The organism is Staphylococcus sp. 231237_7MaSpsaltlick (assembly GCF_043107035.1).
Genome location: NZ_JBICNX010000003.1, coordinates 178,135 through 204,253 on the forward strand (window position 1 = coordinate 178,135; position 26,119 = coordinate 204,253).

The window sequence follows — 26,119 nt, forward strand, 5'->3', positions numbered from 1 at the left end:
ATATGATTTCTTGATTTTATTAAACTTATATGCTCAATAAATAATCTATGGTTTTATTTAATTTATAATTAGATATTTCAAACCAGTCACAGACTTGTTGCTTTGTGACCTTTTGCTCAGAAGCTCTATAATGCATATACACATAAGCTGCAACATAAGCATTAACGTCTGTTAAATCTGATTGTTCGGCAATAATTGCTTCTGCTTGGTCAATCCAAATAATAAATAACATTTCATTATTTTTTAATGCTTCCACATTGTACATCATCAGTAGGCCTTTGTGAATGAAATCTAATTTAGTTAATTTTAAATCTTGAATTAAATAAGTTAGATATAACTTCTCATAATCATTCATTGTTTCTAATACAGACCAAATTTCTTCAGTCATAAATACTTCCTTACCCCTTAATTGATTCAATAAAAAAATACCATATAATCTATGGTGATTATCATCATTCATCAACAGTGGTAAAATTTGTTCATCAAAATATACTTTACTTTCGGCAATGACCCACGGTGCATAGCCAACGTCAACTTGTGCAATATCTTGTAATTTTGACCAAAAATATTTACTTTCTTCAATATTATTTAAATGGTAATAATTAAAACTGAGTGCATTATACATTTGAATTGAAAGAAATTTGCCTTTTTTATATAGAGGTAAGAGCACACTTTGCGAAGCTTCGTATTGCTTTAAATAACAAAGTACGATACCGAGTTTAAATGATTCATCTTCATTCATCGGTGCGACTTTATTCAATAAATTTAAATAGCGTTCATACTTTTCTACATCATTTGTATTGTACAGTAACAACGTGTAATGGCAGAGTGCGTGTACATCGGTGTTATCTTCAGCTAGTAACTGTTCAAACATTTCACGTGCCGTATCATATTTATTGAGATATAAATAGCACATTGCAAGTAAATTACGTAGTACTCGATGTGCTTGAAGTGTGTCGCTTTGCCTTAACAAATATTTCTGAGCATCTACTAAACGTCCGTGTGAAAATAAATATTGGAAAATTAATTGTATGGCAAATAATTGACTTTCAATTTCTATTTTCTCTGGAGAATGATAAGATACTTCGAACATCTCTTCTAATTCTTCTTGATAATCTTCATCCTCGGCAAGAATAACGTAATTCATTCCAAATAAGAAGGCCTTATTAGGATCATTTTTTATAATATTTAACTGACTTAATTCGTAATAACTATCAGCAACGTCTTCATCTTGTGCAATGCTTTCATAATAAAGCTGTTCTGCTTTATTACTTAATCCCAGTTTCACAAGACTTTCTGCATACTTTACTTTGCTCTCAAAATCATGAGGTGACATATCAAGCACTTTTTCGAAGTATTCTGCAGCCTTTTTATAATCTTGATGTTGAAATTTTTGTTCAGCTAATCGCTTATAAAAATGACTATCTAATTTCATTTGTATCACTTTATTGTTTTGCGCCATCTATGTTCACCTCCTAGTTACATGTTTCATTATTTAATTTGCATTGGATTGCCGTATGCGACAGCATAATCTGGAATATCCTTTGCAACGACCGTTCCAGCACCTACTTTGACATTACTACCTATCGTCACACCAGCTAAAATTGTAACATTTGCACCAATTAATGTGTTGCCACCAATCTGAACTGGTCCAGTGCGATATTCATCAACTAAAAATTCATGCGTTAAAATAGTTGTATTGTAGCCTATTACACAATTATTGCCAATAGTAATAAGTTCCGGCTTAATGATATCTGGAACAACCTTAAATGCAAAGGCTGTATTCGTACCTATCTTCATCTTTAATATATGCTGATATATCCAACGCTTAACCTTTAAGTTTGGCATATAGCGACATAGTTCTATGACTATCGTTTGCTTAAATACTTTAACGGCTTTGACATATCGATACATTTGCCAAAGGGGATTAGACCCCTTTGATGGCAACTTTGTTAACTTACGCATAAACAATCATCACTTCACCTTTTTAGTTGGCCAAGCTAAAGGTCCGACAGCTTTATACTGTGGCGCCTTATATTTCACTCTACGTATTACCATTATCACGATACCGACGATAATGAGTACTACGGACATCACTTGTGCAACTCTAATATGTTCTGTCAACATAAGACTATCCGTACGTAATCCTTCAACGAAAAATCTACCGATCGAATACCATATTAAATAGAGACACAACGTATCTCCAACACGTAAATGCTTTCTAATAAAGATTAACACAATAAAACCAATAATATCCCAAAGTGATTCGTATAAAAATGTCGGATGATAGTACTTACCATTTATATGCATATTCTCAATAATAAAATTTGGTATATGTAGGTTCTCTAAGAAACTCTTAGCAACAGGACCACCATGTGCTTCATGATTCATAAAGTTACCCCAACGACCTATACCTTGACCTAATATCATACTTGGAGCAATCACATCACCAATTTGAAATGGATTGAGATTCTTATGTCTACATACAAAGATACCGGTAATAAATCCGCCTATTAAACCACCGTGTATTGCGATGCCCCCATGCCAAATCATAGGGATTTCTATTGGATTTTGTGCATAATATGGCCATTGAAATATTACAAAGTAAATACGTGCAACGATAAATCCTACAATAGCACTCCAAAATATAATATCTACTAACGTATCTTTATCATGACCAATTCGCTTCACACTAGCCTGTGCAATAAAATAGCCAAGTAATATACCGGTAGCGATAATTATGCCATACCAACGTACTGGAATTGGTCCTAATTCAAATGCAATAGGATCAATATAATTTAAACTCATCATCAATTAGTTCTCCTCACTGTGGTGTCCATTTCTCATAATTTCAGCATTGAGACGATCATTGAATTCTTCAGCAGTGTTGATACCCATAATATTTAAACGATAATTCATCGCTGCTACTTCAATGATAACGGCCACGTTACGCCCAGGTCTGACTGGAATCGTCTTCTTCGTGATTTCATTATCTAGGATTTTTAACTTTTCCTCATTTAAACCAACACGGTCATACAATTTATCTTTGTGCCAATTTTCTAAATGAATATTTAAACGTAGTCTTTTTTCAGTTAAAATTGACCCCGCACCAAATAGCGTCATTACATTGATGATACCTAAACCTCTAATTTCAAGTAAATGCTCGATTAACTTTGGCGCTTTACCAATGAGTTCGTCTTTACTCACTTCTCGAATTTCGACATTATCATCTGCAACGAGTCGATGACCACGTTTAACAAGTTCTAATGCTGTTTCACTCTTACCGATACCAGAATCACCGGTAATTAAGACACCTACGCCATAAACGTCAACTAACACACCATGTAATGAAGTCGTTCTAGCTAATTCATGTTCTAAAAACGTTGTCAAACGACCCATTAATTGTGTTGTCGCAATCGTTGATGTAATCAATGGTGTTTCAAGCTCAGTTGCAGCTTGTATCAACTCTTCAGGTGGTTCTAAATCACGCGTTACAATGATAGCTGGTGTTTCGGGGCGACATAGCTTTCTCATTCTACCCTTTCGCTCTTCATCTGGCAACAAGTTATAAAAAGATAATTCCGTTGTTCCCAATAACTGAATACGGTCAGAGGCATAATGAGAAAAATAACCTGCCATTTCTAAACCAGGTCTTGAAATATCAGTATTTTTAATTTGCTTATTTAAACCCGCTTCACCTGCAATAATTTCAAGTTCAAAGCGTTCGACTAAGCTTTTCGTAGTTAACATAGCTTCACCTCTATCAATATTTCTCCTACATTTGCGATATGTATTTATCATATCAAAAAGCATTGATAATCCATATTAAAAAGTGTAGTAGTTAATAAAATAATTCATACAATACTATTCTACCTTACATTTCTGTTTAGCGATATTACGATATTAAGTCTCTAGAATCATGCTTTATCGCTAAATTTTAGCATAAACTTATATTGCTTTTTAGTAGTTTAATAAAATCTATTCGTTATGTATTGAACCAATAAATTAAAGCATAAAGCGCATACCTTAAAATTTAAGTTCTTCGTCGATTCGGACTGTTGCGCATAATTTCTCAGCAGTCCAATTTATTATAGAACCAAAAGTTAATGGCTCAGTATAATAAAAGGCCGATTGGATAATTATAATCCAATCGACCTCATATGAATACACGATAATTAAATATCACTGATATATGCTACTATTGTTGAACTAAGATGTGATTGTATCTCTTTCTAATACTGGCTTTAAGTATCGACCTGTATAGCTTGCTTCAACATTCGCAATCTCTTCAGGCGTACCTGTGGCAACGATTGTACCGCCACCATCTCCACCTTCAGGACCTAAATCAATAATATGATCTGCCATTTTAATCACATCCAAGTTATGTTCAATAATAACGACAGAGTCACCATTTTCTACTAGTTTATTCAATACTTTAAGCAATCTACTAATGTCATCAACATGTAAACCAGTTGTCGGTTCATCTAAAATATAAATGGATTTACCTGTTGAACGTTTGTGTAATTCTGAAGCTAATTTAACACGTTGCGCTTCTCCACCTGATAATGTCGTTGCAGGTTGCCCTAAGGTTACATATCCTAGGCCAACATCGACTAATGTTTTTAATTTACGATGTATTTTAGGTACATTTTCAAAGAAATTAGTCGCATCTTCAGCAGTCATCGCTAAGATATCCGCAATATTTTTCCCTTTATAAGTTACTTCTAATGTTTCACGATTATATCTTGTACCGCCACATACTTCACATGGAACATACACATCTGGTAAGAAATGCATTTCGATTTTGATAATTCCATCACCTTTACAAGCTTCACAACGGCCACCTTTAACATTAAAGCTAAAGCGTCCTTTAGAATAGCCACGAACCTTGGCTTCATTTGTTTGTGCAAATATATCTCGAATATTGTCAAACACACCAGTATATGTTGCTGGATTTGATCTTGGCGTTCTACCAATTGGTGATTGATCAATATCAATAATTCGTTCTAGTTGATCAATACCTGTGACCTCGTCACAATCACCAGGTTTAACTTTAGATTTATTAATTTCTTTTGCTAATGATTTATATAGTACCTCATTCACTAGTGAACTTTTACCGGAACCGGATACGCCAGTTACTACTGTCATTGTAGATAGTGGAAATGACACGTTTACACCCTTTAAGTTATTGCTACGTGCACCTTTAACTTCTATCTTTCTGTCGGTAACTTCACGACGTTGTTCTGGTACTTCAATACGTTTCTTACCGCTTAAATACTGACCTGTTAGTGATTTTTTATTATTCATAACTTGCTTTGGTGTGCCACTTGCAACAATTTGACCACCATGTTCTCCGGCACCAGGTCCTACGTCCACTAGATAATCAGCAGCTCTCATCGTATCATCATCATGTTCAACAACGATTAATGTATTACCTAAATCTCTCATTTCTTTTAACGTGTTAATCAAGCGATCATTATCACGTTGATGCAATCCAATAGATGGTTCATCGAGTACATAGAGCACTCCAGATAATCTAGAACCAATCTGCGTGGCTAAACGAATTCGTTGCGCTTCTCCACCAGATAGTGAACCTGACGCTCGATTTAAAGTTAAATATTCTAATCCAACATTATATAAAAATTCTAATCGCGAAATAATTTCCTTTAGGATTTGATCGGCAATTTTTTGATCTTGCTCTGATAAATCGATATGTTGGTATAAATGTAATGCGTTTTTAATAGAATTCTCTACTATTTCACCAATATTATGACCCGCTACATAAACTGATAGCGCTTCTCTACTCAATCGTTTACCATGACATGTTTCACATGGTAGCTCAGTCATATACTTACTCATCATTTCTCTCACTAGTTCTGATGGTGACTCATGATAGCGACGATTAATATTTGGAATTACACCCTCAAACTCCATTGTACGTTTACGTGTTTGACCATTACGTTGTTTAAAGGTAAATTCGATTTCCTTACCTTTAGAACCATATAAGATGATGTCCTTTTGTCTATCTGTTAATTTTTTATAAGGTTTATCCATATTTATTTTAAAGACTTCGCAAACACGTTTTAACAATGTTGGATAATATTCCGAACTTGTTGGTTCCCAAGGGATGATTGCACCTTCATTCAGTGTTTTGTTTGGATCAGGAACAACTAAGTCTAAGTCTACTTTTAACTTTTGACCTAAACCATCACAAGTTGGACACGCTCCAAAGGGACTGTTAAAACTAAACATACGTGGTTCTAGTTCTCCAATAGAAAACCCACAAATTGGACAGGCGTGATTTTCAGAGAACTTTAACTCCTCACCATCGATAATATCTACGACGAGGTTTCCATCTGCAAGTTGTAATCCTGTCTCAATTGAGTCTGCTAGACGTGTTTCGATACCATCTTTCACAACTAATCTGTCGACTACGACTTCGATCGTATGATTTTTATTCTTATCTAATTCTGGCACTTCATTAATATCAGTAATTTCACCATCTACTCGTACACGAACATAACCTTTCTTACCAATATCATCAATCAACTTCTCATGTGAACCCTTTCTATGAGAAACAACGGGTGCTAGCAATTGAATTTTAGTACGTTCTTCCAATTCCATAACACGATCGACCATCTGTTGCACTGTTTGTGATTCAATTTCAATACCATGATTTGGGCATATTGGTTTCCCTACACGTGCATATAATAAACGGATGTAATCATAAATCTCTGTAACTGTTGCTACCGTCGAACGTGGGTTCTTACTTGTTGTCTTTTGATCAATAGATATTGCAGGTGATAAACCTTCAATTGTATCAACATCGGGTTTATCCATTTGACCTAAGAATTGTCTTGCATATGCACTTAATGACTCTACATAGCGACGTTGTCCTTCGGCATATATAGTATCAAACGCTAGTGACGATTTACCGGACCCTGAAAGTCCTGTCATCACAATCAACTTATCTTTAGGTATTTCGATATCTACACTTTTTAAATTATGGGCACGAGCGCCTTTAACTACAATAGATGGTTGTTTCATATACTTCACCCTTCTGCTTTTAATTCAAATAACATATCTCTCAATTCTGTCGCCTTCTCGAAATCTAAATCTTTGGCGGCTTGTTTCATTTCCTTTTCTATATTGGCAATTGTTTTTTCGCGTTCTTTCTTCGTTAATTTCTTAGGTACTTCTGTTTGTTGTTTTTCATTTGTGTCATCATTTTCTACTGTCGCGCTAATAACGTCATGGATTTGTTTATTAATGGTCGTTGGTGTAATACCATGTTTTTCATTGTATGCCATTTGAATATTACGACGACGTTCTGTCTCATCAATCGCATATCTCATAGAATCCGTAATCTTATCTCCATACATGATTACTTCACCTTTACTATTACGCGCAGCACGTCCAATTGTTTGAACTAATGAACGCTCTGATCTTAAGAAACCTTCTTTATCAGCATCTAAAATTACAACAAGTGATACTTCTGGTATATCTATACCTTCTCTAAGCAAATTAATCCCGACGATTACATCATAGGTACCCATTCGTAAATCTCTAATAATTTCGATTCGTTCTAATGTCTTTATTTCCGAATGTAAGTAGTTAACCTTAATTCCTGCTTCTTTCATATATGTCGTTAAGTCTTCACTCATTTTCTTAGTCAATGTCGTAACTAGTACACGTTCATTTCGGTCTATTCGCTCTTGAATTTCGCCAAGTAAATCATCAATTTGATTTTCCGTAGGTCGGACCTCAATCTTAGGATCAAGCAAGCCAGTTGGTCGAATAATTTGTTGTACCATTTCGTCTGTGTGCTCTAGTTCATAAGGTCCTGGTGTCGCAGAAACGTAGACCAGCTGATTTGTTTTTTCTTCAAATTCTTCAAACTTAAGCGGTCTGTTATCCAGAGCACTTGGCAAACGGAATCCATGATCAACTAAGACTTGCTTTCGTGCACGGTCACCATTGTACATACCACGAATTTGTGGCAATGTCACATGAGATTCATCAATCATAACCAGCCAATCGTCACCAAAATAATCAAGCAAGGTATATGGAGTCGAACCCATTGGTCTCAATGTTAAATGAACGGAATAGTTTTCTATACCAGAACAAAAGCCCATTTCTCGCATCATTTCTAAATCATAATTCGTACGTTGCTCTAGCCGCTGCGCTTCTAGTAGTTTATTTTCCGCTCTCAATTCTTCCAAACGTTCTGCTAATTCATTTTCAATTCTTTGTATTGCAGATTTCATCTTTTCCTCACGTGTTACGAAGTGGGATGCCGGGAAGATTGCAAAATGTTCGCGCTCTCTCAATACTTCTCCAGTTAAATAATTAACTTCGCGTATACGATCAATCTCATCACCGAAAAATTCAACTCGAATACACATTTCCTCACGAGAAGCAGGAAAAATTTCAACAACATCACCGCGTACTCTAAAGGTACCTCTTCGGAAATCAATGTCGTTTCTAGTATATTGGACGTCAACTAACTTTCTCAGTAACTCACTTCTATCCATTTCCATACCTACACGTACACTTACAACTAAATCTCTATATTCTTCCGGATTACCTAAACCATAAATACAGCTCACACTGGCAATTATGATGACATCATCTCGTTCAAACAAAGCACTTGTAGCAGAATGTCGTAGTTGATCAATTTCATCATTGATTGATGCATCCTTTTCAATGAAAGTATCTGTAGATGGTACATATGCTTCCGGCTGATAATAGTCATAGTAACTTACGAAATACTCTACTCTATTTTCAGGGAAAAATGTCTTAAACTCACTATATAATTGACCTGCTAATGTCTTATTGTGTGCTATGATTAACGTCGGTTTGCCGACTTCTTTGATAACATTACTCATCGTAAATGTCTTACCAGTTCCCGTCGCACCAAGTAATGTTTGATGACGTTTCCCTTCATTTACACCTTTGACAATTTCTTTAATCGCTTCTGGTTGATCACCTTGTGGCTCGAAATTGGATTGTAGTTTAAATGGATAGTGTTCCATGTTGACACACGCCTCCTATATATTTTCTTATGTGACAAATGTAACGCAAAGTTCTATGCTTTAATATTGATTTGTCTACTAAATTGTAAATTATTGTGTATAGTGTATAACCTTATTCTATATTTTAACAGATTTATGCACAAAAAGACAAACGTTTGTTCGTTATTTTAACATGTGTAAACAACAAAAAACAAACATAGTATCTTACCATGTTTGCCTTAATTAATTGCTTTATTTATTTTAAGAAGGTAATTATTTTATAGTTTACAAGTCATTTTTACAACTAGATTGCTTGTAACTTATCATTAATCACCATCATGCTTATGAAATTCGAGTTGATCGATAATAATATATCCCGCTAATAATGACACGACATCAATAAATATGATCCATTCATTATGAAAAAAGCCTTTGGCAACAGATGCCCCAATTAAGATGAGTGTCAAAATAGTGCCGACCCATTTATTTCTCGTCAGCACACTAAATAGTACGACTAATATGCACGGAAAAAATGCCGCAAGCATATACCAAATCATCTATGTCACCCATTTCTATTATTTAGGATTGTCATCGTTGTTTCTCTCAGTTCGGCACGTGGAATAAAGTTCTCAGTTAACATCTCTGGAATAATATTATCTATAAAATCTTGCACGGAACTTAAATGATCAAATTGCATAATTGTTTCTAAAGACATCTCATAAATTTCAAAAAACAATGGTTCCGGATTACGTTTTTGTATTTCTCCAAATGTTTCATATAATAAGTCAATTTTATCTGCTACCGATAAGATTTGGCCCTCTAAGGAATCATCCTTACCTTCTTGTAGCCTTTCACGATAGATATCTTGGTATGCTTCAGGAATTTCTTCGTTAATAAAATGATCTACCATTTCTTCTTCAACCTGTGAGAATAGTTTTTTTAATTCTCCACTCGCATATTTAACTGGTGTCTTAATATCACCTGTAAACACTTCAGCAAAGTCATGGTTTAGTGCTTTCTCATATAAACTTTTCCAATTCACTTCATTGCCATGATATTCTTCGACAGTTCCAAGATATTGAGCAATTTTAGTTACTTTAAATGAATGTGCAGCAACATTATGTTCAAAGTATTTGAATTGGCCTGGTAATCGAATTAATTTTTCTAAATCAGATAAACGTTTAAAGTATTGATGTACGCCCATGATATCGCCTCCTAAGTTTATTTAATGAATGATTATACTTGCTTTTATAATATCATTCAACAATCAAAATGTCTTATCAAATAGCTGTTAAACAAATAATTAGCAATTTAGAATTTCTATCTTTTCAGTTTATTAAGCTTTCATATAAATTTTTATCGTTAAAATAAAGCCACACTGTAATATAACAGTATGGCTTTATCTCATATTAGATATTATTTTTAAATTGTTACTAGTGAATATAGTTATACGCACTAGGTTGTTGTATCGTACGATATGATTTCTGTCCGACGCCTTGCCAATTCATTTCAGAAACAACAATGGAACCATCGGTATTTTTATGTTCTACCACACCAACATGTCCATTTGGACCAGATGTACTTTGCATAATTGCCCCTACTTCTGGCGTATGATTAACTTTATAACCACTTTGTCTAGCTGCATTTGCCCATTGATTGGCATTACCCCATAAATTGCTTACTGGCTTACCTAATTGACTACGTCTATCAAATGCGTAACTTGTACACTGACCATTATCATAGTAATTAGTGCCACCACTACGGCCAATACTTTGTTGTCCACTGTAATAATGATTGGCGTCATATTGATAAGCATTGGAATAATTACTATTTACATCATTATTCCACGATTGATAGTTTGAAAATTGAGTTGGTTGAGCCACATCATTCTGAGGATAATTCGGTGTCAATATTTGCGAATCACTTTCATCTGTTGGTTGTTGTAATGTATCTGGTGTCCCCCAGATTGCTTTATCATCATTATATAAATGCTTTGAACCTGCTTCAGATATAGCAATAAGTTGCCCCGGATGAATCGTTTCTGTAATCTGTGGATTCAATTTGAATAAGTCATCTAATGATATCTCATGCTTATTGGCGATATTTGTAAGTGTGTCACCACTTAATACTTCTACGATATCTCGATCAGGCACGACCACTTTTGTTCCAGTCGCAATAGAAGTCACACTATCATCCAAATTGTTTAGCGCCTTAATTTCATCGATATTGGTAGCAAATCTTTCAGCAATTTGCGTAAGTTCCATCTCCGAAGATGTTGTATGTACTTGTTCCGCTGACGCTATATGATTCACACCTAAAAACAGTGCCGTCGTCGATGCAGTAACTATTAAACCTTTCTTCATTGTTATGTTCATTCCTTTGCTGTCTTATTATTATACAAATTTAATATAGCACAAAACCTTATGCCATATTGAACTGTTAACAGACTGTAATACAATGGTTATTTAGTCCTATATGCAGTAAAATAAAATCTCTTAAGAAAGCTATGATATTACTAGCTTTACTAGCTTAATATTACTAAAATTGCCCCCTTCATATATACGCTCATGTAATATAATTAGATGATAGAAGCATATAATTAGAACATCATATCAATTTCTGCATAAATTATTGTACTATTGCTGACAACAATAATGCCATCTCTATATAATAAAAATGCCTTATAAGCCAGTTGCAAGATGCACAACTGTATATAAGGCATAAAATGATTTATTAAACTATTGTATTATGAATGATCCATTTGACTACGTAAGTATGCTTCAATAAATGGCCCAATTTCACCATCCATTACTGCATCAGTCTTACCGGTTTCTTCATTCGTTCTATGATCTTTGACCATTGCATATGGATGGAACACATAAGATCTAATCTGGCTACCCCAGCCAATCTCTTTTTGTTCACCACGTATTTCTGCCATTTCTTGTTCTTGCTCTTCTAATTTTAATTGATAAAGTTTAGATTTCAATGTCTTCATGGCAGCTTCTCTGTTCTTAATTTGTGAGCGTTCATTTTGGTTGTTAACAACAATTCCAGACGGATGATGGGTAATTCTAATTGCAGATTCTGTTTTGTTAATATGTTGACCACCAGCACCTGATGCTCTAAATGTATCTACTGTGATATCGTCTGGATTTATATCGATTTCAATATCCGCATTGTTAAATTCAGGAATAACATCACAAGATGCAAAAGACGTATGCCTTCTTCCAGATGAGTCAAATGGCGAAATACGAACTAATCTGTGTACACCCTTTTCGGCCTTTAAATACCCATATGCATTGTGACCTTTCACAGCAAATGTCACACTTTTAACTCCAGCTTCATCACCTGGTAAATAATCCATAATCTCTACTTTAAAGCCTTGTTGTTCACAATAACGTTGGTACATACGTAATAACATGTTTGTCCAATCTTGTGATTCTGTACCACCAGCACCTGGATGTAACTCGACGATGGCATTGTTTGCATCATATGGTCCATCTAATAAGAGCTGTAATTCAAATTGGTCCAAATTATCTTTGAATTGTTGGACTGACGTTTCTAAATCAGCTTTCATCGTTGCATCTTCTTCTTCGAGTAATAATTCTCTTGTCGTTTCCATATCTTCAATTTGTGCTTCTAGATCACGATATGCATTAACAATACTTTTCAAAGCGTTATTTTTATCAATTATTTCTTGTGCTTTATCTTGATTGTCCCAAAATGTTGGATCAGCCATCATTTCTTCATATTCTTGAATATTCGTCTCTTTTTCTTCTAAGTCAAAGAGACCCCCTAAGTTGCTCTAATTTTTCATTATAACTCTCTATATTTCTTTTTATTTCCGATAATTCCATCTAAACATCGCTCCTATTATAATTGAAAATTTACTTACTATTACATAACAATTGATTGAAGAAAAGCTAACTAAAGCTACATAAATGGTTCACTCCGTTTCAATAGTATACGAGCATTATGGTTATTATATGTTAAACTCACACTCATTTTCAAAATAAAACCGGAAGTTGATAATCACAAATCAATGCTTCCGGTTCATACTGTCACGCTTAAATCACCTAAGCGCCATGACAGTTTTTATATTTTTTACCGCTGCCACAAGGACAAGGATCATTTCTACCAATATGCTCATCTTTAACGTAAGGTTGAGCCTTTACCTTTTCTTTACCATCTTCAGCATTTGCTGATACGTGTTCAGCTTTACCGAAATCAGTCGTTTTGTCACGTTCAATATCATCTTCAACAGTAATGACAGATTTCAAGATATATTTACTTACATCTTCTTCTATTGTTTCCATCATCGTATCAAATAATTGGTGACCTTCATTTTGATAATCACGTAATGGATTTTGTTGTGCATAAGAACGTAAATGAATACCTTGTCTCAACTGATCCATAGTATCGATATGGTCTGTCCAATGATCATCTATAGATCTTAATAGAATCATGCGCTCAAATTCTGCGAATTGACTGCCTATTTTTTCCTTTTGATCTTTAAATGCAACTTCGACTTTTGCCCATACAATTTCAAAGATATCATCATTATCTTTACCTTTTATTTCTGATTCTTTCAAAGCACCTTCGCTTAAGAATACATCATCCACATAGTTGATAAATGGTTCGTAATCTGGTTCGTCCTCTTCGTCATTTACATAGTAACGTACACTGCGTTCTAAAGTAGCACGCATCATTGCTTCGACTAATTCACCACTAGAATCACTATCAATAATACTATTACGCTCTGTATAGATAATTTCACGTTGTTTACGTAATACATCATCATATTCAAGTACACGTTTACGTGCATCAAAGTTGTTACCTTCAACACGTTTTTGGGCAGATTCTACAGCACGTGACACCATTTTTGATTCTATTGGTGTTGAATCATCCATGCCTAAACGGTTCATCATATTTTGTAAACGTTCAGAACCGAAACGCACCATTAATTCATCTTGTAGTGATAAGTAGAAACGACTATCACCTTTGTCACCTTGTCGACCAGAACGTCCACGTAATTGATCATCAATTCTTCGTGACTCATGACGTTCGGTACCAATAACAGCAAGACCACCAAGTTCTTCAACGCCATCGCCTAGTTTAATATCCGTACCACGACCAGCCATGTTTGTAGCGATTGTTACAGCACCCTTTTGACCTGCGCCTGCTACAATTTCTGCTTCTCGTTCATGGTTTTTAGCGTTTAATACATCGTGTCGAATACCTTTTTTCTTTAATAAGTCTGAAATATATTCACTCGTTTCAACTGCTACTGTACCTAATAGTACCGGTTGACCCTGTTTGTGCTTTTCAATGACATCTTCAACGACTGCATCGAATTTACCTTTTTGACTAATATAAATTAAATCCGGTTTATCTTGACGTTGTACAGGTTTATTGGTAGGAATTTGTGTTACCGTCATATTATAAATATTGCGGAACTCTTCTTCTTCCGTCTTAGCCGTACCTGTCATACCAGATAGTTTATTGTACATTCTGAAGTAGTTTTGGAATGTAATTGAGGCCATGGTTTTGGATTCGTTTTGAATCGTCACACCTTCTTTAGCTTCAATGGCTTGGTGCAGACCTTCTGAGAAACGTCGACCAGGCATTGTACGTCCAGTAAATTGATCGACGATTAATACTTCGCCGTTATTTACCATGTAATCTACGTCTTTTTGCAGTGTCACATGTGCGCGCAATGCTGTATTGATATGACTAATGATTTCTACGTTTTTAACATCATAGAGGTTATCGATTTTGAACATACGCTCTGCTTTATCAATACCTTGTTCTGTTAATTGAACTGCTTTTGTTTTTTCATCATAATTATAATCATCTTCATTTTTTAACATCTTAGCGAAAACATTAGCTTGTGTATATAATGACGTAGATTTTTCCGCTTCACCAGAAATAATCAATGGCGTACGTGCTTCATCGATTAAGATTGAGTCTACCTCATCAATGATGGCATAGTTTAAAGGTTTCATTACACGCTCTTCAGCATAATTCACCATGTTATCACGTAAATAATCGAAACCAAGTTCATTATTGGTACTATAAGTGATATCACTTGCATAAGCGTCACGTTTTTCTTCGGTAGACTTACTATTTAAGTTCAAACCAACCGTCAAACCAAGGAACTCATACAATTCCGCCATTTCTTGACTTTGACTACTTGCTAAATATTCATTGACAGTAATAACGTGTACACCACGACCTGTTAACGCATTGAGGTAGGTTGGCATCGTTGCTGTTAAGGTTTTACCTTCACCAGTTCTCATTTCAGAGATATCACCATTATGAATCGCGATACCACCCATAACTTGAACTTTATACGGACTCATATTAAAGACACGCTTTGCACCTTCTCTTACTAATGCAAATGCTTCCGGTAGAATTTCGTCTAATATTTTATTTTGTTTCTTAATGTCCTCTTCATCACGCAATCTTTCTTGATATGATTGCGTTTTTTGTTTAATTTCATCGTCTGTTAATATCGATATATCCTCTTCTAATGCAAGGACTTTATCGGCTAATTTGCCAAGGCGTTTTATTTCTTTTTTATTGCCATCTGCAATTTTTGATAAAAAACCCATTTTGTTCGCTCCTTTAGCTTAATAACTCTTAGCTTACAACAATTTATGATATCATTTATAAGCCTAAATTTACACTTATAGACCTCTCTATTTCCTTCTTTATTAACATATATGTGTCTATCCATTAATATCATTGTATTGCATTAATTAAATACTACCCATTGATATAACTTTGCATGTACTATTATATTTCACTTTCAAATTATTTCATAGTAACATAACAAAAATTGGGCGTCCACGATTTAACATAATCATGAACGCCCTGCGTACAAATCATTTATAGAAAGTACAAAGATTAATCAGTAGTTTCAATCAATCCATATTTCCCATCTTTTCGTTTGTATACGATGCTAGTTCCATCAGTTTCACGATCTGTGAAAATAAAGAAATCATGTCCTAAAAGATCCATTTGTAATACTGCCTCTTCTGAATCCATAGGTTTCAAACTGAAGTTCTTTGCACGGATAATTTCGATATCACCGTCACCATCATTTTCAATTGGCTCGGCTTCTAATTGTTCAGCTTCATTTTCTTCTGGTAGTGAAGCAAACACTTCTTGTTCACCGCGATTACGCTTTTTGCGATTAACACGTGTTTTATATTTTCTTACTTGTCTTTCAAGTTTATTATTGATTAAATCAATGCCAGCGTATAAATCATCGTGGCGTTCTTCAGCTCTCAAAGTAACATTTTTCAATGGAATAGTTACTTCAATCTTAGTAGCTGAATTTTGATATGTTTTTACTTTAACGTGTGCAGTTGCGTTTGGCACATCGTTAAAATAGCGTTCTAATTTACCAATTTTCTCCTCAATATAGTTGCGAATCGCATCAGTAATAGTGAGGTTCTCTCCGTGAATTTCAAATCTAATCATAGTAATCGACTCCTTTAAAACCTCTATATTGGTAATATTGCTTACTCATATAATACCACGTTTATGCTACCGTGCAAACGTAAACACATCGAATTTTCTGATTTTTCTAATAAAAAGTTTTTCCGCAGCTTGATGCACTGTTAATCCAGTCGTATAAATATCATCTACCAACAATACTTGTGCATGCGTTAAATCAATATCGTCTATGACATGGAATGGATTACGCGCATTAATTCGATTACTTTTTGGCAAATTCGCCTGTTTCTCTCTATAATCCATCGTAAGCACTGCTTTATATTGTATACGCATTTGTGACAGTACCATCCTAATAGGATTAAAGGTTCTTTGATAATCGCGTTCCTTGGGTGATGGTATCGGTATAATTAAATCATAGTGTTGCTTTGGTAAGTTCATCATTGATGCGAATTGTTCACACAAGGCAACATCTTTATCAAATTTATATCGCCTTATCAAATCCTTCATTACGCCATCATATTGAAATTGACAATATAATTGATCCATTAACGTATAATTACTTTCTAAGTATTTACAGTCTAAACATGTCGGTTCTTCTGTACTTAAATACTTTAAACATCTCGAACAACGCTTTATATTGTCTTTTATTTTCACTTTTTCCCAAAGTTTTGTGCATTGTTTACAAAATAGTGTAGCTGGTTTGAACAATGTGACTGCATTTAATGGTTCGGTAAAGTAACCTCTACAATGGAGGCATTTAATCATGAATCCACCCCTTTTTACGTGCGAGTTTATTCATCTGCACAATTGTGCTTCGTGCTTTAATCATCTTAAATGTAATACCTTGATGACAGAACATGACTAAACCAGTTGGTGATGCCACTTTTCTACCTACCCGCCCAGCTATTTGTATTAATGCACTACTTGAAAATTTATGACTGTCTACAACAATTACATCTAAGTTAGCCATCGTGAATCCACGCTCTAAAATTGTCGTTGTAAATACAACACGATATTGTCCGCTTCTTAATGCCTCAACTTTATCCAACCGATATGGATCTTGACTATGTACAGTCGTAAGCGTTTCAATATCTTTGTGATAAATTTGATACATATATTCCATTATTTCAATATTATGAAAGAATACAAGTGTATACCGTTTAGCTTGTATTTGTTGGGTTAATAAACTTAAAAACTTAAATTGCTTTTTATGAGGGATAATTCGAAAGTATTTAAAAATAGGTACTGGCAAGGGGGATTGGTGAAATCTCGCTGGCAATCTAATGATGTGTGATTTATCAAATTGTTTGATTAACCATGGTGTTGGTGTAGCAGTCATATAAACTGCACTACCATCTTCATTTTGAGCAGCAGTAATGACTGACATCAGTGTAGGGTCCATTGATAATGGAAATGCATCAACCTCATCCACAACAATAAAGTCGAAATGACCTTTAAAGCGCATTAATTGATGCACAGTAGCAATAACAAAATGTCCATCGTATATTTGCCTTTGTCCTTGATACAACACATCGATTTGTTCATCGTGAAATGCCTCTCGTATTCTGATTTGCAATTCAATTATCACATCGACACGTGGAGATACGATAGCTACATTTAAACCTTGCTTTCTTGCTTGATGAATCGCCTCAAATATCATTTCAGTTTTACCAGCACCTGTGACAGCATATAGTAATAGCGCTTGACGTTTCATTAATGCCGTCACAATTGCAACAGAGGCATAATGTTGTTGGGGAGATAACTTGAAAGGTAAATCATAAGTTGCTTTACTCTTTTTATGCCCTGTTACAGTGATATAAACTTGATGATGACTATCCATTTTTCCAAGAGAAATACAGTTTCGACAATAAACAATTGCTTTATTTAGACAATCCGACCAATACGTATAAAAGTGTTGCTGAACTGTTGTTTCACATTGTTTACAATGCCACTGACCTCCAATGTCACATACACCTGTAGTTACTTCATGAATCGTTTCTGTCGTTAATAACTTGCGATCTGTTACTAACCTTCCATAATAATGTATATTAAATCTACCTCCTTTAATTAAAAAAAGACATCACATTACCGAAGCATGTCATGTCTTTCTCTCTATATGTTCTTAATCTAAGCGAATATTTCTACCAACGTACCCTACTGCTATGCCACCAGAACCTAAATGTGCAGCGACAACAGGTCCAAAATATGATTTGTGAATTTTATGTTGTGGGAATGTCTTTTGCACTTCATTGTACAACCACTCACCATCTTCTTCGATGTCACCCACGACAACATGTAAGGTCACTTCATCAAAGCCTTGAATATGTTCATTTACTTTTTCAATAATTTTTTTCAATGCACGCTTTTTAGTTCTTACCTTTTCATCTGGAACAATTAAACCGTCATCGAATTTTAGAACAGGCTTCATTTTTAACATTGTACCAATCCATGCTTGCGCACCTGTAATTCGTCCACTCTTTTGTAAATTTTTCAGATCATCTACCATCAGAATGGCACCCGTAACATCAATCATGCGATTTAATTCTTCGAGAATCTGATCAGGTTTATTTCCCTGTTCAACCATTTCGATAGCACGCAAGACGTAACTGCCTTCAATCATGGCTGCTAACTTCGAATCAAAGGTATGTACGTTGATGCCTTCAATCATTTCACCAGCTTGTGTAGCAGTTTGATAACAACCACTAATACCAGATGATAAGAAGATACAGATGACGTCGGTATACCCTTCTCCACGTAAAGCTTCAAAATGCTCTATAAAAGTACCAATAGCAGGTTGACTTGTTGTTGGTATAGTTTTAGATGTCTTCATCTTGTTATAAAATTCTAATCTAGAAATAGATTCATTTTCAACGAAATTTTCCCCAGTATCAAACGTAACACTTAAAGGGGCAACTCTTATATTATATTTATCAATTAATGTTTGTGATAGATAGCTTGTAGAATCTGTCAAAACAGCAATCTTCATCATAATCCTCCTTCATTATACTCACAACAATAATACATTATTTTTAGTTAAAAGAAAATTTATTTTTAAACATTTAATACAGGCTTCATTTCAGTGTATACTATATATAAATTGACTAACACGTATAATAAATAACATATATAATTTACGTCGTTTTTATTGGAGGGCAAAATATTGGGAGAATCAATTATTACAATTAAACGTGCACATACAATAGAGAATGTAATTAATAAATCACGTTTTATTGCACATATTCAACCTGTTGCTTCCGAACAAGAAGCAAAGGACTTTATTGAACATATAAAGAAAGAACATAAAGAAGCGACACACAACTGTTCAGCTTATACCGTTGGTGATCAGATGAATATACAAAAGGCCAACGATGATGGTGAACCAAGTGGTACAGCAGGTGTACCAATGTTAGAAATCTTAAAAAAATTAGATATACACAATGCCTGTGTTGTGGTTACACGCTATTTTGGTGGTATAAAACTCGGTGGTGGCGGTTTAATCCGCGCATATAGTGGTGCCGTTAGAGATGTGATTTATGATGTAGGACGTGTACAATTAAGGCCAGCCATCCCAACTACGGTCAGTATTGGTTACGATTTAACTGGTAAATTTGAGTATGAACTTGAAACGACTCCCTTCTTCTTGAGAGATACTGTCTATACAGACAAGGTGAGTTATCAAATCGATGTAGTAGCTACCGATTATGATGACTTTATCGCCTTTTTAAACCGTAATACATCTGGTAATTATGATTTAACACAGGATGATGTCGTACTTTTACCATTTGATATCGAAACTGCGTAGCCTCAATACTTTACTAGACATACAATCAATATCAGCAAATTCGTCTGTTTGTATACAAATAGACGAATTTTAATATTTATATTGTCCTTAGTCATGTAGTCTATTAAAGTGAAAACATTTCAAAGAGTAGCGTCATATGGCATTGCTCGTTTTCAACCAGTCTTATAGTTATATTAGCTCGATTACAAACACTTAATAATTTATTTCTTATTAAAAACTCAAAGATATTCATTCTATTTTAACTTGCTACAGTGCTAAAAATAAGACCTATTCGACTTAGCCGAATAGGTCTTATTTGATTAGCAATTAATCATGCTTTTCCTTATTTTCTATTAATTTCAATAATGGTCTATAATCATCGTCTATCAATCCCGTAAACTCTACAATTAATTCTATTGTTATCAGTATCAAGATTAACATCATCAAGACACCCCATGGTTGAGATAGATACAAGATGATACTCGACAAACTGAACAATAATGCTATCGAATAAATTAACATGACAGTTTGTCGATGCGTGTATCCTAAATTCAATAATTTGTGATGTAAGTGCGATTTATCAGCTTGCATAATATGTTGACCCTTTTTCACACGTCTAATCATCGCAAATAATGTATCGATAAATGGTACTGCTAATATAACAATTGGGAAGAATAGCGATACAAATGTAATATTTTTAAAACCAAGTAGTGACAAGAACCCAACTATAAATCCAATTAACAAGGCACCACTATCTCCTAAGAATATTTTTGCAGGATGGAAATTAAAACATAAAAATCCGAGCAGTGAACCAATTAAGACACTACAAATCATAATAATAAAAACATTTGCCTGCAAAATTGCTATAAATCCTATTGTAATTAATGCAATCATCGAAACACCTGATGCCAAACCATCAAGACCATCAATTAAATTAATCGCATTTGTAATTGCGACTATCCAAATAACTGTAATTGGAATAGCTAATATTCCGAAATGAATGGTCGGACCAATTGGCAATGAAATAAAATCAATTGTCACACCATAATATACTACTACTAATGCTGCAATAATTTGACCTAACAATTTCAATACCGGTTTCAAATCGTAGATGTCGTCTATCAATCCTACTAAATACATTAACACTGCACCAATAACCAAAGGTTTAACTTCCGTTTCAATTGGGTGCCCTAACCATATTCCTAATAAAAAAGATAACAAGATTGTAGTTCCGCCAAGAACAGAAACAGGTTTTGTATGAATCTTTCTGAAATTAGGTTTATCTACAATACCTAATTTATGGGACACCTTTATGATAATTGGTGTGAGTATTAAACTGACAATCATTGAAAAAATGATTAATAATAACGTATACATCAGTTCACCTTCAATAAAATAATTCAAAATTATTTAGATTTAAATTTTAGTAAATGAGTTATTCTTTATAATAATAAATTCACTAGTTCATTATGTATTCAACGTATAATATATTTATAACAGCATAATGTATTGAGTAAATTATATTCTCTATAAATCACTTAACTCTATCATACATGATTCGCTTTTACATATACAAATGGTAATGAGATAATGACTACTAAATGTAGAAAATAGTTAATATTTTTATATAATAAGCGAATTATTATTTAGTTATTTCCTCAAACAAATATTTTAACATGAAATTATAGTGATTGTTATAACTTTCTGTTTACATATTGATGACAAAATGTAAGTTTTCACTTACAATAACTAAGGGTTATTCAAAAGGAGCGTAAAATAAAATGTTCGAAGCAATTATTTACAATATTTCAGTTATTGTAGCAGGAATCTATTTGTTCCATCGATTACAATATTCCGAAAATCGAAACATGGTGTTTTCTAAAGAATATGTAACTGTATTAATGACAATTGTTGCATTATTATTATCGGCCTATCCAGTAACGATCTTTAATGAATATTCGTTGTACTTAACATTTGTTCCTATTTTATTTCTAGGACGCTTTACGAACACTTTCTACACTGTGTTATCAGCAATTATCGTGGCATTGATTAATGTCTTATTAGGCAATGATACGGTGATAGCTGCAGTTATACTTGTAGTCATAGCTATTATTGTAGGCGCAGTTGGTCCATTTTTAAAGCAAAATGATATTATATCCATTCAAATTTTGAATGCGATTGCTTTAATTATTTTTGCAATATTGTCGTTAATAAGTCCATATTATGAATTTAAAGAAGTGCTTTATCTTATTCCGCTATCTTATGTGTTATCAATTGCCTCTTCATTTACTTTTGTAGATATGTGGCATTTCTTCTCGTTAGTTAATCGCTATGAGAATGAAGATAAGCTAGATTACTTAACTGGCTTAGGCAATGTAAAGGAATTTGATAGACATTTAAACGAAGTGACACGTATTGCTGAAACAAATAACGAAAGCCTAGGATTATTGTTAATCGATATTGATGGCTTTAAAGATGTTAATGATACTTATTCACATCAATCTGGTGATGCTGTCCTTAGACAAATAGCACAGCTATTGAAAAACTATGTCCCTCAACAATTTAATATTTTTCGTAATGGTGGCGAAGAATTTTCAATTGTCTTAAACGACTATACCTTGGATCAATGTGTAAAGTTAGGTGAAAGTATACGTGCAGGCGTAGAACAATCCACATTCCATTTACCAAATAAAGAAGTTATTAAATTGTCTGTCTCAATTGGTGTTGGTTATTTAACACAAGAAGATTATAAGTCACAACGAAAGGTCTTTAAAGTTGCAGACGATATGTTACACATGGCTAAGAATGAAGGCAGAAATCAAGTCATGTTTAACCCTATTGTAAAACTTTAATACAACCTATTTAATCATGTAGTACTGTTCATACTATTCAAATTTAATTGCAACAAGTTTTATTACTTTTATTCAATAACATTAGGACACATCTATATAAGATGATTACTGACGTATTAAACGCAGTGATCATCTTTTTTATTGCGCGTCGTTGACTTTATAATATGATATAAGACACAGCTGTCATCATTTTAAAAATAGCCAGCTAATAAATGACACTAACATTATTACTTAAAATAGAGCATCACCTATTTTAGTAACATTACAGCAAATAGTTTACGGCGATTGCACAATTATTTATATTTTAGCCTATTTATTACGTTCTTAATAAATAAGAAATATTAAAAAATGATGACGGAATAATCATTGCTATTGAAAGTTCTAATTGTACACTGTAAACTTTCAATTGTTCTATATACTACAATTATGGGGGTGAATCATCTATGTCAGAGTCGATTACAATCATTGATGAAGATAAAGTTATCGATGTCGTACTCATAGCTGGGAGAATATTATTGGAGAGTGGCGCTGAAACTTATCGCGTAGAAGATACGATGAATCGTATTGCTGCAAGTTATGGATTAGATGATACATATAGTTTTGTCACTTCCACAGCTATTATATTTTCACTAAACAATCGTACTAATACGCGACTCATACGTATTCGTGAGCGTACGACTGATTTGGAGAAAATTGCATTAACCAATAGTCTCTCACGTAAAATTGCTAGCAAACAACTGGATATCGATGAAGCAAAGTCAGAACTCATTCACTTACACCATGCTTCGTTACAATTTTCATCTATAACAAAATTCTTTGCTGCAGCAATTGCTTGTGGATTCTTTCTCTTTATGTTTGGAGGCGTTATGCATGATTTTATTTATGCAATATTGGCAGGAGCCGGTGCTTTCTTGACCTTTGACTTCGTGCAACGCTTTATTCAAATCAAGTTCTTTTCAGAATTTATTAGTGCCGCAGTAGTTATAACAATTGCAGCATTTTTTACACATATAGGGTGGGCACAAAACCAAGATATTATCACTATTGCTGGTGTTATGCCATTAGTACCAGGAATATTAATTACGAATGCCATTCGTGACTTAATGGCTGGTGAGTTACTTGCCGGGATGTCTCGTGGCGTCGAAGCTGCCCTCACATCTTTTGCAATTGGTGCAGGCGTTGCAATTGTCCTATTACTATTTTAAGAAAGGAGCAGTAAAATGATCTTGATATATTATCTTCTGCAATTTGTTATTAGTTATTTAGCGACAATGCTTTTTTCTATTATATTTAATGCACCACGACGCTTATTGTTAGCATGTGGTTTTGTTGGCGCTATGGGATGGTTTATTTACAAATTAACGGTTGATTTAGATTTAGGTAAAGTTATGGCATCATTTTTAGGTAGCTTTATCTTAGCCTTAATGAGTCATGTGATGAGTCGACGTTATAAGAGACCTGTCATTATCTTTATTGTTCCAGGTATCATCCCACTTGTGCCTGGTGGATTAGCATATGAAGCGACACGCTTTTTAGTCAGTAATCAATACACACACGCAGTTAACACATTCCTAGAAGTGACATTAATTTCAGGTGCCATTGCCTTTGGAATATTATGTGCTGAAATAATTTATTATCTCTATACACGCATCAAACAATATTTTGGTAAAATGAATGGTAAGATATATAAAAAATCTTATAATATGAACAACAGAGCTTAAGAGGTGTTAACTATGAAAAAAGATATAATCGATCGTTTAACAAAATACGTCATTATTGATACACAATCTGATCCTGAATCAAATACAACACCATCTACTGAAAAGCAGTGGAATCTATTAAATTTATTACAACAAGAGTTAACAGATTTAGGTTTAGAAACTGAATTAGATGACAATGGTTATTTATTTGCAACCTTAGCAAGTAATGTTGAAGCGGATTTACCGACCGTAGGCTTTTTAGCACATGTTGATACGTCACCGGATTTTAATGCTACAAATGTAAATCCACAAATAATCGAAAATTATGATGGCAATACTATTAAATTGGGCGATACAACACGTGAATTATCACAAGATGTCTTCCCTGGCTTAAAGCAAGTCGAAGGACATACATTGATGATAACTGACGGTACATCTTTATTAGGTGCAGATGATAAAGCTGGTGTTGTGGAAATTATGGAAGCAGTAAAATACCTTACTGAACATCCAGAAATCAAACACGGTGATATTCGTATCGCCTTTACTCCTGATGAAGAAATCGGTAAGGGACCTCACGCATTTGATGTGGAACGTTTCAATGCTGATTTCGCTTATACGATGGATGGTAGTGAGTATGGAGAATTACAATATGAAAGTTTTAATGCAGCAGAAGCAAAGATCACATGTCATGGTGTGAACGTACACCCTGGTTCTGCCAAAAACACTCTTATTAATGCTATATTACTCGGCCAACAATTCAATGCCTTATTACCACAACAAGAAGTCCCTGAACGTACAGAAGGTTATGAAGGATTTTATCATTTGATGAAATTTAATGGTGATGTAGAGAAAACAACGTTACAATATATTATTCGAGATCATGATCGCGAACAATTTGAATTACGTAAAAAACGTCTGATCGAAATTAAAGAAGATATCAACACACATTATCAAGATGATCCAATCGAAATAGAAATCAATGATCAATATTATAATATGGGTGAAAAAATTGCCGAAAACCCACACGTTATCGATATTCCAAAACGTGTTTTCGCAAATCTTGGTATCGAGCCTAATACAGAACCTATACGTGGCGGTACAGATGGATCACAACTCTCGTATATGGGCTTACCAACACCTAATATTTTTACTGGTTGTGCTAACTTCCATGGCCCATATGAATATGCCTCAATTGATGTTATGGAAAAGGCAATCGATGTAATAATTGGTATTGTACAAGAAGTCGTTAACACATACGAACAATAATTTATCTAGGAGTATTCAGGTCAATCGTTAGGTTATTATGAT

The 26,119-nt window shown here is 34.1% G+C and carries 21 protein-coding genes; 5 read left to right on the top strand and 16 right to left on the bottom strand.

From position 1 onward, the window contains the following. Window positions 1-25 precede the first annotated feature (25 nt). The 15 genes from ACF91D_RS06970 to fakB1 form a co-directional block, all read right to left on the bottom strand. A complete protein-coding gene (locus ACF91D_RS06970) occupies window positions 26-1,462 on the bottom strand; it encodes a tetratricopeptide repeat protein (protein WP_042738236.1) in 1,437 nt (478 codons plus the stop codon). Between the two features lie 29 nt (window positions 1,463-1,491). Then, window positions 1,492-1,965: an acyltransferase gene (locus tag ACF91D_RS06975; RefSeq protein WP_107527002.1), complete on the bottom strand. Its 474-nt coding sequence runs from the start codon at window positions 1,963-1,965 to the stop codon at window positions 1,492-1,494. Window positions 1,966-1,974: 9 nt separating this feature from the next. Then, window positions 1,975-2,811 carry a prolipoprotein diacylglyceryl transferase gene (lgt, locus tag ACF91D_RS06980; RefSeq protein ID WP_107512773.1) on the bottom strand — a complete coding sequence of 279 codons (837 nt, stop codon included), beginning with the start codon at window positions 2,809-2,811 and terminating at the stop codon, window positions 1,975-1,977. A 3-nt stretch (window positions 2,812-2,814) separates the two neighbouring features. Next, window positions 2,815-3,750: an HPr(Ser) kinase/phosphatase gene (gene hprK / locus ACF91D_RS06985; RefSeq protein WP_042738234.1), complete on the bottom strand. Its 936-nt coding sequence runs from the start codon at window positions 3,748-3,750 to the stop codon at window positions 2,815-2,817. A gap of 459 nt (window positions 3,751-4,209) precedes the next feature. Further along, complete coding sequence (uvrA, locus tag ACF91D_RS06990) at window positions 4,210-7,047, bottom strand: excinuclease ABC subunit UvrA (protein WP_107527001.1); 2,838 nt, start codon at window positions 7,045-7,047, stop codon at window positions 4,210-4,212. A 5-nt stretch (window positions 7,048-7,052) separates the two neighbouring features. Beyond that, window positions 7,053-9,035, bottom strand: coding sequence for an excinuclease ABC subunit UvrB (gene uvrB, locus ACF91D_RS06995; RefSeq protein WP_042738232.1), 1,983 nt, complete (start codon window positions 9,033-9,035; stop codon window positions 7,053-7,055). A gap of 305 nt (window positions 9,036-9,340) precedes the next feature. Beyond that, window positions 9,341-9,571 carry a CsbA family protein gene (locus ACF91D_RS07000; RefSeq protein ID WP_107512776.1) on the bottom strand — a complete coding sequence of 77 codons (231 nt, stop codon included), beginning with the start codon at window positions 9,569-9,571 and terminating at the stop codon, window positions 9,341-9,343. A 5-nt stretch (window positions 9,572-9,576) separates the two neighbouring features. Then, the gene (locus ACF91D_RS07005; protein ID WP_042738230.1) at window positions 9,577-10,218 is read right to left on the bottom strand and encodes a YfbR-like 5'-deoxynucleotidase; all 642 of its coding nucleotides are present in this window, start codon (window positions 10,216-10,218) and stop codon (window positions 9,577-9,579) included. A 229-nt stretch (window positions 10,219-10,447) separates the two neighbouring features. After that, entirely contained in the window at window positions 10,448-11,377 is a 930-nt protein-coding gene (locus ACF91D_RS07010) for a COG3942 and LysM peptidoglycan-binding domain-containing protein (RefSeq protein ID WP_107527000.1), read from the bottom strand. 383 nt (window positions 11,378-11,760) lie between these two features. Next, window positions 11,761-12,871 (bottom strand): peptide chain release factor 2 gene (prfB, locus tag ACF91D_RS07015; RefSeq protein ID WP_107512795.1). Its coding sequence is split into 2 segments (ribosomal slippage): window positions 11,761-12,798 and window positions 12,800-12,871, totalling 1,110 coding nucleotides; the frame shifts between segments, so codons are not numbered across the junction. Window positions 12,872-13,090: 219 nt separating this feature from the next. After that, the gene (gene secA, locus ACF91D_RS07020) at window positions 13,091-15,628 is read right to left on the bottom strand and encodes a preprotein translocase subunit SecA (RefSeq protein WP_042738227.1); all 2,538 of its coding nucleotides are present in this window, start codon (window positions 15,626-15,628) and stop codon (window positions 13,091-13,093) included. Between the two features lie 295 nt (window positions 15,629-15,923). Then, window positions 15,924-16,502, bottom strand: a complete 579-nt coding sequence (gene hpf, locus ACF91D_RS07025) for a ribosome hibernation-promoting factor, HPF/YfiA family (protein ID WP_042738226.1) — start codon at window positions 16,500-16,502, stop codon at window positions 15,924-15,926. Between the two features lie 66 nt (window positions 16,503-16,568). After that, a complete protein-coding gene (locus tag ACF91D_RS07030) occupies window positions 16,569-17,243 on the bottom strand; it encodes a ComF family protein (protein ID WP_232161288.1) in 675 nt (224 codons plus the stop codon). Beyond that, on the bottom strand, window positions 17,236-18,318 hold the full coding sequence (locus ACF91D_RS07035; protein ID WP_232161287.1) for a DEAD/DEAH box helicase family protein: 1,083 nt from the start codon (window positions 18,316-18,318) through the stop codon (window positions 17,236-17,238). The genes ACF91D_RS07030 and ACF91D_RS07035 overlap by 8 nt, the downstream gene beginning before the upstream one ends. Window positions 18,319-18,600: 282 nt before the next feature. Further along, entirely contained in the window at window positions 18,601-19,464 is an 864-nt protein-coding gene (gene fakB1, locus ACF91D_RS07040) for a fatty acid kinase binding subunit FakB1 (protein ID WP_107527802.1), read from the bottom strand. Window positions 19,465-19,638: 174 nt separating this feature from the next. Between fakB1 and ACF91D_RS07045 the strand changes: the two genes are divergently transcribed. Further along, the gene (locus ACF91D_RS07045) at window positions 19,639-20,280 is read left to right on the top strand and encodes a YigZ family protein (RefSeq protein ID WP_107512801.1); all 642 of its coding nucleotides are present in this window, start codon (window positions 19,639-19,641) and stop codon (window positions 20,278-20,280) included. Between the two features lie 306 nt (window positions 20,281-20,586). Here the strand turns inward: ACF91D_RS07045 and ACF91D_RS07050 are convergent, their stop codons facing one another. Further along, complete coding sequence (locus ACF91D_RS07050) at window positions 20,587-21,636, bottom strand: glycosyltransferase family 4 protein (RefSeq protein ID WP_042738221.1); 1,050 nt, start codon at window positions 21,634-21,636, stop codon at window positions 20,587-20,589. 404 nt (window positions 21,637-22,040) lie between these two features. Between ACF91D_RS07050 and gdpS the strand changes: the two genes are divergently transcribed. The 4 genes from gdpS to pepT all read left to right on the top strand — a co-directional run bounded on the left by gdpS (window position 22,041) and on the right by pepT (window position 26,077). Beyond that, window positions 22,041-23,111, top strand: a complete 1,071-nt coding sequence (gene gdpS, locus ACF91D_RS07055) for a GGDEF domain-containing protein GdpS (RefSeq protein ID WP_107512802.1) — start codon at window positions 22,041-22,043, stop codon at window positions 23,109-23,111. A 443-nt stretch (window positions 23,112-23,554) separates the two neighbouring features. After that, window positions 23,555-24,316: a threonine/serine exporter family protein gene (locus tag ACF91D_RS07060; protein WP_042738219.1), complete on the top strand. Its 762-nt coding sequence runs from the start codon at window positions 23,555-23,557 to the stop codon at window positions 24,314-24,316. Window positions 24,317-24,331: 15 nt separating this feature from the next. Then, a complete protein-coding gene (locus tag ACF91D_RS07065; RefSeq protein ID WP_392436769.1) occupies window positions 24,332-24,832 on the top strand; it encodes a threonine/serine exporter family protein in 501 nt (166 codons plus the stop codon). Window positions 24,833-24,844: 12 nt separating this feature from the next. Beyond that, complete coding sequence (gene pepT, locus ACF91D_RS07070) at window positions 24,845-26,077, top strand: peptidase T (protein ID WP_107512803.1); 1,233 nt, start codon at window positions 24,845-24,847, stop codon at window positions 26,075-26,077. The last annotated feature ends 42 nt before the right edge of the window (window positions 26,078-26,119 follow it).

What these genes read in the sequence shown, in the direction of transcription:
- gdpS (WP_107512802.1), top strand. Translation starts at nt 22,041, where the DNA reads ATGTTCGAAGCAATTATTTACAATATTTCAGTTATTGTAGCAGGAATC.
- pepT (WP_107512803.1), top strand. Translation starts at nt 24,845, where the DNA reads ATGAAAAAAGATATAATCGATCGTTTAACAAAATACGTCATTATTGAT.
- ACF91D_RS07050 (WP_042738221.1), bottom strand. Translation starts at nt 21,636, where the DNA reads ATGTATACGTTATTATTAATCATTTTTTCAATGATTGTCAGTTTAATA.
- hpf (WP_042738226.1), bottom strand. Translation starts at nt 16,502, where the DNA reads ATGATTAGATTTGAAATTCACGGAGAGAACCTCACTATTACTGATGCG.
- secA (WP_042738227.1), bottom strand. Translation starts at nt 15,628, where the DNA reads ATGGGTTTTTTATCAAAAATTGCAGATGGCAATAAAAAAGAAATAAAA.
- uvrA (WP_107527001.1), bottom strand. Translation starts at nt 7,047, where the DNA reads ATGAAACAACCATCTATTGTAGTTAAAGGCGCTCGTGCCCATAATTTA.
- ACF91D_RS07035 (WP_232161287.1), bottom strand. Translation starts at nt 18,318, where the DNA reads ATGGATAGTCATCATCAAGTTTATATCACTGTAACAGGGCATAAAAAG.
- ACF91D_RS07000 (WP_107512776.1), bottom strand. Translation starts at nt 9,571, where the DNA reads ATGATTTGGTATATGCTTGCGGCATTTTTTCCGTGCATATTAGTCGTA.
- ACF91D_RS07010 (WP_107527000.1), bottom strand. Translation starts at nt 11,377, where the DNA reads ATGAAGAAAGGTTTAATAGTTACTGCATCGACGACGGCACTGTTTTTA.
- lgt (WP_107512773.1), bottom strand. Translation starts at nt 2,811, where the DNA reads ATGATGAGTTTAAATTATATTGATCCTATTGCATTTGAATTAGGACCA.
- ACF91D_RS06975 (WP_107527002.1), bottom strand. Translation starts at nt 1,965, where the DNA reads ATGCGTAAGTTAACAAAGTTGCCATCAAAGGGGTCTAATCCCCTTTGG.
- ACF91D_RS07030 (WP_232161288.1), bottom strand. Translation starts at nt 17,243, where the DNA reads ATGATTAAATGCCTCCATTGTAGAGGTTACTTTACCGAACCATTAAAT.
- ACF91D_RS07005 (WP_042738230.1), bottom strand. Translation starts at nt 10,218, where the DNA reads ATGGGCGTACATCAATACTTTAAACGTTTATCTGATTTAGAAAAATTA.
- uvrB (WP_042738232.1), bottom strand. Translation starts at nt 9,035, where the DNA reads ATGGAACACTATCCATTTAAACTACAATCCAATTTCGAGCCACAAGGT.
- hprK (WP_042738234.1), bottom strand. Translation starts at nt 3,750, where the DNA reads ATGTTAACTACGAAAAGCTTAGTCGAACGCTTTGAACTTGAAATTATT.
- ACF91D_RS07060 (WP_042738219.1), top strand. Translation starts at nt 23,555, where the DNA reads ATGTCAGAGTCGATTACAATCATTGATGAAGATAAAGTTATCGATGTC.
- ACF91D_RS06970 (WP_042738236.1), bottom strand. Translation starts at nt 1,462, where the DNA reads ATGGCGCAAAACAATAAAGTGATACAAATGAAATTAGATAGTCATTTT.
- ACF91D_RS07065 (WP_392436769.1), top strand. Translation starts at nt 24,332, where the DNA reads ATGATCTTGATATATTATCTTCTGCAATTTGTTATTAGTTATTTAGCG.
- fakB1 (WP_107527802.1), bottom strand. Translation starts at nt 19,464, where the DNA reads ATGAAGATTGCTGTTTTGACAGATTCTACAAGCTATCTATCACAAACA.